The organism is Cytobacillus gottheilii (genome assembly GCF_018582665.1).
Lineage (GTDB): Bacteria > Bacillota > Bacilli > Bacillales > Cytobacillaceae > Cytobacillus > Cytobacillus gottheilii.
This window is the reverse complement of record NZ_CP071709.1, coordinates 3,093,008-3,106,927: the sequence shown is the minus strand read 5'-3', so window position 1 is coordinate 3,106,927 and position 13,920 is coordinate 3,093,008. Positions and strand designations below refer to the sequence as shown.

Sequence of the window (13,920 nt, the reverse complement as noted above, 5' to 3'; positions counted from 1 at the left end):
TAAAATGCCTTCAGTAGCTTTTCATACACTTGGCTGTAAAGTCAACCATTATGAAACAGAAGCCATTTGGCAATTATTTAAAGAAGCCGGCTATGACCGGGTAGATTATGAGCATATTTCCGATGTTTACGTGATTAATACATGTACGGTAACCAATACCGGCGATAAAAAAAGCCGTCAAGTGATCCGCAGAGCGATCCGCAGAAACCCGGATGCTGTCATCTGTGTAACAGGCTGTTATGCACAAACTTCTCCAGCTGAAATCATGGCGATTCCTGGAGTTGATATTGTCGTAGGAACTCAGGACCGCGTTAAAATGCTGGAGTACATTGAACAATATAAGCAAGAACGCCAGCCTATTAACGGAGTCGGCAACATTATGAAAAGCCGTGTATACGAAGAGCTTGATGTGCCTGCTTTTACCGATCGCACAAGAGCCTCTCTTAAAATCCAGGAAGGCTGCAATAACTTCTGTACGTTTTGTATCATTCCTTGGGCACGTGGTCTTATGAGATCAAGAGATCCGGAAGAAGTCATCCGCCAGGCACAGCAGCTTGTCGATGCAGGCTACAAAGAAATTGTCCTGACAGGCATTCACACAGGCGGATATGGCGAGGATATGAAAGACTATAATCTTGCAATGCTTTTAAGAGACTTGGAAGCAAAAGTCCGCGGCTTAAAGAGACTGCGTATATCTTCCATTGAAGCGAGCCAAATCACGGATGAAGTGATCGAAGTGATCGATCAGTCCAACGTCATCGTGAGACACCTTCATATCCCGATTCAATCAGGCTCTAATACAGTTCTAAAAAGAATGCGCCGTAAATACACAATGGAATTTTTCGCTGAAAGATTGGATCGCTTAAAAGAAGTGCTTCCTGGTCTTGCAGTTACTTCTGACGTTATTGTCGGTTTCCCTGGTGAAACAGAAGAAGAATTTATGGAAACATATAACTTCGTGAAAGATCATAAATTCTCTGAGCTTCATGTTTTCCCATATTCAAAGAGAACAGGCACGCCTGCCGCTCGAATGGATGACCAGATTGATGAGGAAATTAAAAATGAACGTGTACACCGTTTGATTGCCTTATCGGATCAGCTTGCGAAGGAATATGCAAGCGAATTTGAAGGCGAAGTACTCGAAGTAATCCCAGAAGAAGCATTCAAAGAAAACGAAGGCAGCAATCTGTATGTTGGCTACACTGACAACTACCTAAAAGTTGTTCTGCCAGCAACCGAAGATATGATCGGCCAAATCGTCAAAGTAAAAATTACTAAATCCGGCTATCCATACAACGAAGGACAATTTGTCCGCGTACTTGATGAAGTGGAAGAAGCTGCTGTTTAAAGAACTGCCCTTTGGGGCGGTTCTTTTTTTGGGGGGGGCAGTGAAATATGTATTTTAGCGTTTGGCGGATAAAGCGAAAATAACGGCGGATAAAAATTCTCAACGGTGGAAAAACCTCTCAAACGGCGGATATTTCTCTGGGAAGGGCGATATTTGCGCTTTTTTACTTAAAGAGGACAACAAAAGGACCTATTAGCACATTTTTGAGTCTCTTTTCGTACAGATCATAATGGAAACCACCATCCCCCGCAGGAAAACGGGTAATCATTGTCCGATTTGATCTCCTTAAAAGATAAAAAAATCATGCCAAGCAGCAGTATGGGCAATAATATAGTTGGAACCGATTGCAATTTTTCAAAAATACACTGTAATTTTTTTATGGACAATGGTATCATATTAGAGGTACGTACAACTAGTTTCCGGAAGGAGCAATACTTAATGACAAATGTAGCAAAAATGATTGATCATACATTACTAAAAGCGGATTCAACAAAAGAGCAAATTGAAAAAATCTGTGCAGAAGCAAAAGAATATAATTTTGCATCTGTATGTGTTAATCCAACATGGGTTAAGCTGTCAAGCGACCTTTTGAGCGGAACAGAAGTAAAGGTTTGTACAGTAATTGGTTTCCCGCTGGGGGCTTCTACATCTGAGACAAAAGCTTTTGAAACAAGCAATGCAATTGAAAATGGTGCAACGGAAGTGGATATGGTTATCAATATCGGCGCACTTAAAGGCGGAGATTATGAGCTTGTTGAGAAAGACATCAAAGCGGTTGTTGATGCAGCGAAAGGGAAAGCATTAACAAAAGTTATTATTGAAACATCTCTTCTAACAGAAGACGAAAAAGTAAAAGCGTGTGAGCTATCTGTTAAAGCAGGTGCTGATTTTGTTAAAACATCCACTGGTTTTTCAACAGGCGGAGCAACGGTCGAGGACATTGCATTAATGAGAAAAACAGTTGGACCCGATCTTGGTGTGAAAGCATCTGGCGGAGTACGCAGTGCAGAGGATGCTCAAAAAATGATCGATGCAGGTGCAACAAGAATCGGTGCTAGCTCAGGTGCCGCAATTGTACAAGGCTTAACAAGCGATTCAGATTATTAATAGAAAAAAAGAGCCGTCCATTGGGCGGCTCTTTTTAATTCACAGGTTTTCCTCCATGCAGCTTCTCTATAAAGGAGGCAAACTGGTGTGCAAAAGGCAATACAAGCAAGGATGTTATCACATTAAATAGCACACTGATATGGGCAAGCTGCGTATCGAGTGAAGAAGATAGAACCTCACCGGCACTTGCCAGCATCGAAATAAACGGGTAAAACAGAGCAACTCCCACGCAGTTTAGCCAAATATGAGCAAACGCTGTAAGCTTTGCAGCGCGTCCTGCTCCAATGGAAGCCAGATAAGCATCGGCACATGTGCCGATATTGGAACCGAGCATGATCGCTATTCCTGTATCCAAATCCATCAGCCCGGCCGACATAAAACCCATCACAATGCCAGTAGCAGCTGTGCTTGACTGAATGACGGCTGTTAGCACAATCCCTGCAAAAATACTATATAAATGGTGATCATCTAATGTTAGAAGAATGTCCGTTACATAGTAATTCTCTTTTAAAGATATGGCAAGAAATTCGAAGCCCCGCATTGCCGCAAAAACGGCCGAAATGCCTAAGAATGCAAATCCAGCACTTTTCACTGCTTTTTGCGGAAATAATGCCGTAGAAGCCCCAATTAATGCAAATGGAATCAGCAGGGATTCAATATTAAAGGTAATAAGTTCCGTAGTAAAAGTGGTTCCAATATTGGTTCCTAAAATAATGCCGATGGATTGCGGAAACGTCAGCAATCTTGCAGAAACAAGTCCAATGGTCATAATCATCAGAGCAGAACTGCTCTGCAATACAGCTGTTAAAATAATGGCAGTAAGCATCCCTTTCCAGGGAGTATATGTTAAAATGGTCAGCACTTTATGAATGGAACTTCCGGAAAGATTAAATAAACCTGTTCTGAGGATCGTCATTCCAAAAATAAATAAGCCAATAAGAAGTATAAATAATAGCAGCTGCAGCAGCATAAAATCCCCCCTTAACACTCATCATATGGACATGTATCGAGGGACATGCCATGGTGATCATAAATTATTTTAGGAAGAAAATAAAAAACAAACGGTAGCTAGTGCTAATTTCAGTTGACCTTCATACAGTGTTATATTATAATTGCAAGGTACATGGAATAAACCATGTTGTTGATGTAAGTGTGTTGTGCTCGGAGGGAGGGAAAGAGAATGTCTAAAACCGTCGTTCGTAAAAACGAATCGCTTGAAGATGCTCTTCGTCGCTTCAAACGTTCAGTTTCTAAAACTGGTACTTTGCAAGAAGCAAGAAAGCGCGAATTCTACGAAAAACCTAGTATCAAACGTAAGAAAAAGTCTGAGGCTGCAAGAAAGCGCAAGTTTTAAGAGAGGGTGAATGAAATGAGTCTTCTCGAGCGTTTAAATGAGGATATGAAACAAGCGATGAGGAATAAAGAAAAAGATAAGCTAACCGTTATCCGGATGATCAAAGCTTCCATTCAAAACGAAGCGATCAAGCTTGGCAGAGAGCTGTCCGGTGATGAGGAGCTTACTGTCCTCTCTCGCGAAGTTAAACAACGCAAGGATTCCCTCCATGAATTTGAAAAAGCAGGTCGTGAAGATCTTGTTGAAAAAATTCGTACTGAACTTCAGTATGTAGAATTATATATGCCTAAACAGCTGACTGAAGAAGAACTCTCTGAAATCGTTAAAGAAACGATTGAAGAAACTGGGGCTGCTTCTAAAGCCGATATGGGCAAAGTGATGGCCGCTATTATGCCAAAGGTTAAAGGCAAAGCAGACGGTTCAATCATTAATAAACTTGTACAACAACACCTTTCATAAAACGAGTTCGAAAGACCGGAAGCTTAATGCTTCCGGTCTTTTTGGCTATTTAGCGAAGTTTTTATAAATACATGAGTTTTTCCTTAATTAAATGAAAATAATTGAAACCTTTTAGTATCCTAAACCGTATAACAACCAAGGATAAGATTATGAATGAGAAAGGAGGGAGGATTAATGAGATCCGTTTTTAAACATATCGCTGTTATTTCATTCCTTTTTGCTTTTATTCTCATGCTTATTCCTGTCAATGGAACAAGTGCTAATAATGATATCGTCTACACGGTTCCAGTGGAAGAAACGGTCGAAAAAGGATTATATGCCTTTTTAAGCAGAGCCGTTCATACAGCTGAGGAAGAAGGCGCTGATGCCATTATTTTTGAACTCAATACGCCAGGTGGGGCCGTGGATGCTGCTGGAGAAATTGGAAAGCTTTTAACCAGCACAGATATTAAAACGATTTCATTTGTTAATAAACAAGCATTATCAGCAGGTGCTTATATTGCATTAAATACCGATGAGATTTATATGGTGCCTGGTTCGACAATGGGATCAGCTGCCATCATCGATCAATCAGGCAACACAGCTGGGAAGAAGGCTGAGTCTTATTGGTTCTCTGCTATGGAGAGTGCTGCACAGCAATCAAATCGAGATCCAATCGTTGCACGGGCAATGGCAGACGAATCTATTGAAATACCTGAACTCGGACTTGGGAATGATGAACTGTTAACCTTAACACCAGATCAGGCATTAGAAGTGAACTATTCTGAAGCTACCGTTGCCAATATGGATGAATTAGTCCAGCAGCTTGGTTTTGAAAATGCTGAGATCAGAAGCATGGAAGAAAGTTTTTCAGAGAAACTGGCTCGATTTTTAACAAACCCGGTCATTATCCCGATCTTGCTGTCAATTGGAAGTATTGGGCTGGTGGTGGAATTATATTCACCAGGGTTTGGAGTCCCAGGTTTTATGGGTCTGTCCGCCTTATTGCTATTCTTCTACGGACACCTTGTTGCCGGCCTTGCCGGATATGAAACCTTAATCCTCTTTGTGATTGGGATTGGCCTGTTAATCGCAGAGTTTTTCCTCCCGGGCGGCATTGCCGGACTGCTTGGAGCAGGGGCTATTATAGCCAGTCTGTTTATGGCATCTGGAAACGTTGTCCATATGGGAATTTCTATTTTGATAGCCATTTCGGCGGCAATTTTGGTTTCTATTTTATTGGTAAAGGTGTTTGGTAAAAAGATGAAATTCTTTCGAAAAATGATTTTAACCGACTCTACAAACACAGAAAAAGGATATGTGTCCAATACAAATCGTACAGAATTAATTGGTACGGAGGGATATGCTTTGACTGCATTGCGTCCAGCAGGTACTGTTGTAATAAGCAATGAAAGAATAGATGTTGTAAGTGAAGGTGGATTTATTCAGAAAGATGCAAAGGTTCGGGTCGTTAAAGCTGAGGGCTCGCGCATTGTAGTTAGGGAATTAACTAATTTAGATAAATAGGAGGAACTTACATGTTTGAACTTGGAACAGTACTAGGAACAGGTGGTATTTTAACCATTGTGCTGATTGTACTTGCTGTCATTCTCTTGGCAGTTCTATTCACTTTCGTACCAGTCATGCTGTGGATTTCAGCATTAGCAGCCGGGGTGAAGGTAAGTATTTTCACTTTAATTGGGATGAGACTTCGCCGGGTTATTCCGAGCCGTGTCATCAATCCGTTGATTAAAGCGCATAAAGCAGGTTTAGATGTGACAACAAATCAGCTGGAAAGTCATTATCTTGCTGGTGGTAATGTAGACCGTGTTGTGAATGCGCTTATTGCAGCACATCGTGCAAATATTGAATTAAGTTTTGAAAGAAGTGCGGCTATTGATTTGGCTGGACGTGACGTTTTAGAAGCAGTACAGATGAGTGTAAACCCGAAAGTAATTGAAACACCATTTATTGCCGGTGTGGCAATGGACGGAATTGAAGTGAAAGCAAAAGCACGTATTACGGTTAGAGCCAATATTGACCGCCTTGTCGGTGGTGCTGGTGAAGATACAATTGTTGCCCGTGTAGGGGAAGGGATTGTCTCCACAATTGGTTCATCTGATAATCATAAAAAAGTTCTAGAAAATCCTGATATGATTTCACAAACTGTTCTTTCTAAAGGCTTAGATGCTGGTACTGCCTTTGAAATTCTATCGATTGATATTGCGGACGTTGATATCGGCAAAAACATCGGTGCCGAGCTTCAGACAGAGCAGGCTGAAGCTGATAAAAAGATCGCTCAAGCGAAGGCTGAAGAGCGCCGTGCAATGGCTGTAGCGCAAGAACAGGAAATGAAAGCGCGTGTCGAAGAAATGCGTGCGAAGGTTGTTGAGTCCGAATCGAAAGTTCCTCTTGCTATGTCAGAAGCATTGCGCAGCGGCAATATGGGTGTAATGGATTATTTAAACTTTAAGAATATCTCTGCAGATACAGATATGAGAGATTCGATTGGTAAAATATCTGAAGATCCGAACAATAAAAAAGATTAATGGTTCTTAGCGCTGCCCTTTTAGAGGGCGGCTGATGAAAAGAATTTCCCTTTTGGAAGGGAGGAATCGTTTTATGGAATTTTTATTTGAAAACCCGCTTATCCTTTTGGCGATAATTGGTTTTATTAGTTCTCTATTTACAAAAGGAAAAAAAGAAGAAGAGAAACGCAGAAAACCAGCGCAGCGGCCTGTCAGCCGGCCGACTCAGCCACAGCAGCCGGCACAAGCATCTCCTATTGAACGAAAAAGAGAAGAGCTTGAAACGCGTGCAAAGCGGGCTGCTGCTCAAATGGAGCAGCAATATGCTGAAACAAGACAAAAGGCTGATGAAGAGCTGGAAGCTTTAAAGCAAAAGCAGCGGTATGCCGAACGGCGAACAGCAGCAATCAGAGAACGTATGCCTGCTCAGAATACAGCAAATACGAATACACAGGCGCAAGCCAAAGCTTTGGCTCCAGATAAGCAAAAGCTTGCAGATGCGATTATTTGGTCTGAAATTTTAGGTCCTCCAAGAGCGATGAATCCTCATCGTTCAGTGAAAAGAAAATAACAGCGCTTGATTGGCGAAAAATGTGCTAGAACCTCCTTTCATTTCATACATATGAGATGAAAGGGGGTTCTTTTTTATGGCAAAAAAATGGGGGACCGTGCTGCGGAGCTGGATGACAAAAAATATGGAGCTTCCTCAAGATGTCATGATGGATTTACCCCGAATAACAATGATTGGACAAATCCATATATATATTGAAAATCACCGAGGTCTGCTTTCATTTTCAGATAAGGAAATTAGGCTTTTGCTTAAGCAGGGACAGTTATTAGTGAAAGGGAAGGCTTTTGTCATAAAGACAATAATGCCAGAAGAGATCATGCTTGAGGGGAAAATTGATCAAGTCACCTATCTCCCGGATTGAGAGGTGGCTTGAAGTCACCCCGTGGGCTGCAAATCATGGATCAGGAGGAGCGCTATGAAGAATCAATGGATTGAATTTTATAAAGGAGTAGTGACAGTAAAGGCACATGGAAAAGGAATTGAGCGTTTTATCAATTCTTTAACAAGAGATAAAATACATATCTGGAATGTCAGAAGTCACGGCACAAGTGCAATCACCTTTCAAATGAATCTGAGGGATGCAAAAAAGATTAGGAAGTATGCACGTGATAGTGAATGTAAATTAGAGTTTCAGCAAAGAGAGGGTATTCCTTTCTTAACGATTAGAATGCTTAGAAATACCGGCTTTTTAATCGGAGCGTTTCTGTTCCTGGTGGTAATTACCCTGCTTTCCAACATGGTATGGGGCATCGAAATTAAAGGGGCAAATCCGGCAACTGAATATAAAATTCAGAAAGAGCTGGAGGAAATGGGCGTTAAAACTGGTAAGCTTCAATTTTTTATCGATAATGTGGAAGCCATTCAAAAAAGTCTGACAAATAATGTAAAAGAAATAACATGGGTTGGTGTGGAATTAAAAGGGACAACCTACCATCTTCAAGTGGTTGAAAAGAATGAGCCTGAGAAAATAGAAGCGCTCGGGCCGCAGCATCTTATTGCAAAAAAGAAAGCCATTATTGAAAACATGTTCGTTGAAGAAGGACAGCCAGTGGTTAGTATTCATGATCGGGTCGTTCCAGGACAATTACTTGTTTCCGGTTTGGTTGGCAAAGAAGAAGAGCCAGAGGTCGTATCTGCTAAAGGAGAAGTTTTTGGCGAAACTTGGTACAAGTCTACGGTCACATTGCCAATCAACAGCACCTTCCAAGTATTTAACGGCAATGAGAAGGAAAAACACTATCTTGAAATTGGCTCTTGGAAGATTCCTATTTGGGGATTTGGCAAGCTTGAATTTAAAGAGCACGAAAAAGAAGAGAATAAAAAGAGTCTCCGCTTTTTATCATGGGATTTACCGCTTTCTTATCAGAATGAGACATTCCGCGAGCGGCAGACAATTACTAGAACGTATACAAATAAAGAAGCAGTGGAAGTAGCAAAAGAAATGGCGAGGCAGGATATAAAATCACTGCTCGATGACAATGCTAAGATTAAAGGTGAAAAAGTTTTGCACCAATCTGCAGACAATGGTAAAGTTACACTATCAATACATTTCCAAATTATTGAGAATATTGCACAAGGACAACCATTTACCCAAGGAGATGCAGAATGACAGAAGATTTAAAAACAATGAATATGCATTTTGAAAATCCAAACGAAGCAATTGCACTGCTCGGCAACTCTGATAACAATATTAAATTAATTGAAGAAGAGCTTGAGGTTTCTGTGGTGACCCGCGGCGAATCGGTATATGTTTCAGGAACTGCTGAAAGAGTAGAGCTTGTAGGAAACATACTTGATAAGCTTCTGTATGTAATTCGCAAAGGAATTAACATCAGCGGGAGAGATGTCGTGTATGCCATTGAAATGGCGAAAAAGGGAACACTTGAATACTTCAGCGACTTATATGAAGAAGAAATTACGAAAAACGCAAAAGGCAAATCCATTCGTGTTAAAACGTTAGGACAGCGTCAATATATTAATGCAATCAGAAAGCATGATCTTGTTTTTGGTATTGGCCCAGCCGGTACAGGTAAGACATATCTTGCGGTTGTCATGGCTGTCAGTGCATTAAAAACGGGCCAGGTCAAACGCATTATTTTAACAAGACCCGCAGTTGAAGCTGGTGAAAGCCTTGGATTTTTGCCTGGTGACTTAAAGGAAAAGGTCGACCCATATTTGAGACCTCTTTACGATGCTCTGCATGATATCTTAGGAACAGAGCATACTCAGAGGCTGATTGAAAGGGGAACGATTGAAATTGCTCCTCTAGCCTATATGAGGGGCCGTACCCTTGATGATGCATTTGTTATTTTAGATGAAGCACAAAATACAACACTTGCTCAAATGAAAATGTTTTTAACCCGCTTAGGTTTCGGATCAAAAATGGTCATAACAGGTGACAGAACACAGGTTGACCTGCCAAAAGGCGTTAAATCCGGACTGATCGCAGGTGAGGATATTTTAAAAGGTGTTCAAGGAATCTCGTTCATTCATTTAGAGCAAAGTGACGTTGTTCGTCATCCGCTTGTAGCCAAGATTATCCAGGCTTATGAAAAATCTGAACAGTAGTGAGCTAATGCCGCCAGGAGACTGGCGGTTGTTTTTTTGCTGAAAAAAAAGCAGAAGATAACGCTCACCAAGTTTAATGAATCATTGTCCTCTATTCCGAATTCAGATATCCTATTGGTATAATTTGCTATTATCTATCAGGATAGGTTACCCTATTAGTAACGAACTATGAAAACTTTCTGGCATTTTAATGAAATTTGTCTAAAAAGCTGATATTATTTTACATAATTATAGTTATAGCGCAACCGTCATATTGTGGTATGGTAGGAGGGATCTTTTTTTGGAAAAGCTGCAGCGGAATATGGCTAAAATAAGAAATTTGCTTAATGTTAAAATATTTAAATTATTGCTGTTTGTTGTTTTAGGAATTGTTTTATACTTTTCTATGTTCGCGAATGTGAGACCAGAAATGCTAAATTTGAGTTTGTTTTCAGTCTCTGAGCAAACCATCCGATCTCCTATTACGGTTGAAGATAAGGAAAGCACTGAATTAAAGAAAAAAGAGGCGGAGAACCAAGTACAAGATGTTTATGTGGTCAAAAAGGAAATTGCTCAAAATCGAGTTGACCTTGTCACATCCATTTTTAGTTCGGCTACTGAAGTGAATGATGAAATTGAAGAAGATATGGCCGATAGGGAAAGAGCTGCAGAGGAATTAGCTGAAAGTACGGATGACGAAGCAGCTGAGATTGAAGAGCCCACAATAGATGAGAAGCTTTCCTTGATGAAAGAAAAGCTTACTGAGGGTGTAACAAAGGAAGTATCCGATCAATCGCTGCGCGCGCTTCTGCAGGCCGGGCAGGACGAGTTAAGCATAGCTCAGGATTTAACGGTAACGACGATCAATAATGTGATGCAATCACGCATTCCTGCTGATGAAGTCGAAAATGCAAAGAAAAGGCTTGAGGAAGAACTTAAGCTGACAAGTATGAGCACGGGATTAAAGACTGCAGCCATTGAACTTGGACGGTATGCTGTTTATCAAAATGAATTTTATGACCCTGCAGCTACACAGGAAATGCGTCAGCAGGCGGTTGAAAGTGTAGAGCCTGTAAAAATACTGCAAGGCCAAATCCTGGTAGAGCAAAACCAGCTTATTAGCAGGGATGTTTATAGACAGCTGGATCTTGTAGGACTGACAGATAATGAAAATTCGATTCAATCCTATATTGGCTTATTGCTCATGATTGTCCTTATTTTAGGAGCTATCTACTATTATTTCCACGAGCATAATGTGAGTGAAGAAAAGAAGCAAAGCCAGCTATTGCTGTTTAGTTTGATTCTTATTCTATCCACATTGCTGATGAAAGCAATTAGCTTTTTTCATGATCTCGATTACTCTGAAATTGTTTACATATTCCCTGCAGCAATGGGAGTCATGCTCATTAAGATATTGATTGATGAAAAGCTGGCGATCTTTTTTACCATTATAAGTACAGTGTGCGGCTGTATTATCTTTAATGAAGGAATCACAGGCACACTCCATGTCACGGCAGGAATTTACATTTTATGCAGCGGAATGGCAGGCATTCTGTTCTTAACGAATCATAATCACCGTTCTAAAATTTTGCAGGCTGGTCTGTTTGTATCGATCGTAAATATTATCGTGATCTTTTCATTGCTGTTTTTGCGCAATGGCCAGTATGATCCGCTTGAATATGGTTTCTATTTTGCTGCTGCTCTGATTTCCGGCATTGCATCAGCTGTCTTAACGATTGGGTTTTTGCCCTTCTTCGAGACCGGCTTTGGCATGCTTTCAGCGATGAAGCTGATTGAGCTTTCAAATCCGAACCATCCGCTTCTAAGAAAAATTTTAACAGAGGCGCCTGGGACCTATCACCATAGTGTAATGGTCGCTAACTTATCTGATTCAGCCTGTGAGGCAATTGGGGCAGACGGCCTTCTTGCACGGGTAGGCTGTTATTATCATGATATCGGCAAAACAAAGAGGCCGCAGTTTTTCATTGAAAATCAGATGAATATTGAAAATCCTCATGATCGTCTGCCGCCGCAGACAAGCAAAAATATTATTATTGCACATGCAGCCGATGGTGCTGAATTGCTGAGAAAGCATAAAATGCCGAAAGAAATTGTTGATATTGCCGAACAGCATCACGGAACCACCATGCTAAAATTCTTCTACTTTAAGGCGAAAGAGAAGGGCCTGGATGTGAAAGAGGAGGATTACCGTTACCCTGGTCCAAAAGCGCAGACAAAGGAAGCAGCAGTTATTGGAATTGCTGATAGTGTTGAAGCAGCAGTAAGGTCCATGTCAAATCCGACACCAGAGCAAATTGAGGATCTGATTAAGAAGATTATTGCCGATCGTCTGCAGGACGGCCAGCTGAATGAATGTGATTTAACATTAAAAGAGCTTGACATTGTAGCACAATCATTTAGTGAAACATTAAATGGAATATTCCATTCCCGTATTGAATATCCAGAAATGACGAAACAGAAGGTGAAAGAAGCATGAGTTTAAATATTGATTTTTTAGATGAAACAAATGAGATTTCTGCTCAGGATCAAGAGCAAGTCGAAAGGCTGTTAAATTTTGCAGCTGTTAAGGAACAGGTGGAAAATGAAACGGAAGTATCCGTAACATTTGTCACGAATGAAAGAATACAAGAAATAAACCGAGAATACCGGGACAAAGACAAGCCGACTGATGTGATTTCATTTGCTATGGAAGAACTGGGAGAAGGCGAAGTAGCTCTATTGGGTATTGAAATGCCCAGAGTGCTTGGGGATATTATTATCTCGGTTGAAAAAACAAAAGAGCAGGCAGAGGACTATGGCCACAGTTTTCAGAGGGAGTTAGGATTTCTTGCCCTTCACGGTTTTTTACATCTGCTTGGCTATGATCATGAGACGGAAGAAGACGAAAAAATGATGTTTTCCCGTCAGAAGGTTTTGCTGGATGAATTCGGCCTCGAAAGGTAAAAAACATAAGTGGATTAAGGCTGTAGCCAAATCGTTTTCTTATGCTGCTGAGGGGCTGGTTTCTGCAGCTAAAACAGAGCGTAACTTGAAGATCCATCTTGCTGTTATGCCGCTGATTACGGTTAGCGGATTTATCTTTTCCATCAGCAAGGCTGAATGGCTCGTAGTGATCATCGTCATTGGAGGCATGATCGCACTCGAGCTTATGAATACCGCTGTGGAACGAGTGGTTGATCTGGTAACTGACCAGTATCATCCTTTGGCAAAGCAGGCAAAAGACATTGCAGCAGCAGCTGTTCTTGTCTATGCTATAACCGCTATTGTGATCGGTGTCATCATCTTTTTGCCGAAAATTATTGCTAGTATGGGGTTGTAAGGACTGTCATTTTTGACAGTCTTTTTTTGGGGTGGTTAAAGAAGAGAAAGCAGGGGCGTAGTGTCGTGAAAAGAGCGGAAACACACCCCTAATATCCAGAAACTGGTGGTTATTGTCGTGAAAAGAGCGGAAACATACCCCTAATATCCAGATACTGGTGAATAGTGTCGTGAAAAGAGCGGAAACACACCCCTAATATCCAGAAACTGGTGGATAGTGTCGTGAAAAGAGCGGAAACACACCCCTAATATCCAGAAACTGGTGGTTATTGTCGTAAAAAGAGCGGAAACACACCCCTAATATCCAGAAACTGGTGGATGGTGTCGTGAAAAGAGCGGAAACACGCCACTAATATCCAGAAACTGGTGGATGGTGTCGTGAAAAGAGCGGAAACACACCCCTAATATCCAGATACTGGTGAATTGTGTCGTGAAAAGAGCGGAAACACACCCCTAATACCCAGAAACTGGTAGATAGTGTCGTGAAAAGAGCGGAAACACACCCTTGATATCCAGAAACTGGTAGATAGTGTCACGAAAAGAGCCGAAACACAGCCCTATTATTCAGAAACTAGTAAACTGTGTCACAAAACAAACCAAAACAAGCCCACATTACCCATGATACTGGCATGCCGATCACAACTAAAGCCCAACCCCCGCTCTTTTAACCAAATAGGAACCATAAGTG

At 41.1% G+C, this 13,920-nt stretch carries 14 protein-coding genes; 13 read left to right on the top strand and 1 reads right to left on the bottom strand.

The features are described 5' to 3' along the window. Positions 1-4: 4 nt before the first annotated feature. Together mtaB and deoC are read left to right on the top strand one after the other, a co-directional pair. On the top strand, positions 5-1,348 hold the full coding sequence (gene mtaB, locus J1899_RS15425) for a tRNA (N(6)-L-threonylcarbamoyladenosine(37)-C(2))-methylthiotransferase MtaB (RefSeq protein ID WP_066443470.1): 1,344 nt from the start codon (positions 5-7) through the stop codon (positions 1,346-1,348). A 438-nt stretch (positions 1,349-1,786) separates the two neighbouring features. Next, positions 1,787-2,455, top strand: a complete 669-nt coding sequence (gene deoC / locus J1899_RS15420; protein WP_214475037.1) for a deoxyribose-phosphate aldolase — start codon at positions 1,787-1,789, stop codon at positions 2,453-2,455. Positions 2,456-2,489: 34 nt separating this feature from the next. Here deoC and J1899_RS15415 read toward each other — a convergent pair whose 3' ends face one another. Beyond that, positions 2,490-3,422: a Na/Pi symporter gene (locus J1899_RS15415; protein WP_214478865.1), complete on the bottom strand. Its 933-nt coding sequence runs from the start codon at positions 3,420-3,422 to the stop codon at positions 2,490-2,492. Between the two features lie 213 nt (positions 3,423-3,635). Between J1899_RS15415 and rpsU the strand changes: the two genes are divergently transcribed. The 11 genes from rpsU to J1899_RS15360 all read left to right on the top strand — a co-directional run bounded on the left by rpsU (position 3,636) and on the right by J1899_RS15360 (position 13,233). Beyond that, on the top strand, positions 3,636-3,809 hold the full coding sequence (gene rpsU, locus J1899_RS15410) for a 30S ribosomal protein S21 (protein WP_066201342.1): 174 nt from the start codon (positions 3,636-3,638) through the stop codon (positions 3,807-3,809). A 15-nt stretch (positions 3,810-3,824) separates the two neighbouring features. Next, entirely contained in the window at positions 3,825-4,268 is a 444-nt protein-coding gene (locus tag J1899_RS15405; protein WP_066443472.1) for a GatB/YqeY domain-containing protein, read from the top strand. 174 nt (positions 4,269-4,442) lie between these two features. Then, the gene (locus J1899_RS15400) at positions 4,443-5,774 is read left to right on the top strand and encodes an NfeD family protein (protein ID WP_066443475.1); all 1,332 of its coding nucleotides are present in this window, start codon (positions 4,443-4,445) and stop codon (positions 5,772-5,774) included. 11 nt (positions 5,775-5,785) lie between these two features. Beyond that, positions 5,786-6,796, top strand: a complete 1,011-nt coding sequence (gene floA, locus J1899_RS15395) for a flotillin-like protein FloA (protein WP_066443477.1) — start codon at positions 5,786-5,788, stop codon at positions 6,794-6,796. Positions 6,797-6,869: 73 nt separating this feature from the next. Further along, on the top strand, positions 6,870-7,346 hold the full coding sequence (locus J1899_RS15390) for a hypothetical protein (protein ID WP_066443479.1): 477 nt from the start codon (positions 6,870-6,872) through the stop codon (positions 7,344-7,346). A 76-nt stretch (positions 7,347-7,422) separates the two neighbouring features. Beyond that, positions 7,423-7,707: a sporulation protein YqfC gene (yqfC, locus tag J1899_RS15385; protein WP_066443482.1), complete on the top strand. Its 285-nt coding sequence runs from the start codon at positions 7,423-7,425 to the stop codon at positions 7,705-7,707. A 54-nt stretch (positions 7,708-7,761) separates the two neighbouring features. Continuing rightward, the gene (gene yqfD, locus J1899_RS15380) at positions 7,762-8,955 is read left to right on the top strand and encodes a sporulation protein YqfD (protein ID WP_214475035.1); all 1,194 of its coding nucleotides are present in this window, start codon (positions 7,762-7,764) and stop codon (positions 8,953-8,955) included. Next, on the top strand, positions 8,952-9,914 hold the full coding sequence (locus J1899_RS15375) for a PhoH family protein (protein ID WP_066443488.1): 963 nt from the start codon (positions 8,952-8,954) through the stop codon (positions 9,912-9,914). Before yqfD ends, J1899_RS15375 begins: the two co-directional genes overlap by 4 nt. A gap of 280 nt (positions 9,915-10,194) precedes the next feature. Next, positions 10,195-12,390 carry an HD family phosphohydrolase gene (locus J1899_RS15370; RefSeq protein WP_066443492.1) on the top strand — a complete coding sequence of 732 codons (2,196 nt, stop codon included), beginning with the start codon at positions 10,195-10,197 and terminating at the stop codon, positions 12,388-12,390. Then, positions 12,387-12,857, top strand: coding sequence for an rRNA maturation RNase YbeY (gene ybeY / locus J1899_RS15365; RefSeq protein WP_066443498.1), 471 nt, complete (start codon positions 12,387-12,389; stop codon positions 12,855-12,857). The genes J1899_RS15370 and ybeY overlap by 4 nt, the downstream gene beginning before the upstream one ends. Beyond that, positions 12,835-13,233 (top strand): diacylglycerol kinase family protein, encoded by a 399-nt coding sequence (locus tag J1899_RS15360; protein ID WP_214475033.1) that lies wholly within the window; start codon positions 12,835-12,837, stop codon positions 13,231-13,233. Before ybeY ends, J1899_RS15360 begins: the two co-directional genes overlap by 23 nt. The last annotated feature ends 687 nt before the right edge of the window (positions 13,234-13,920 follow it).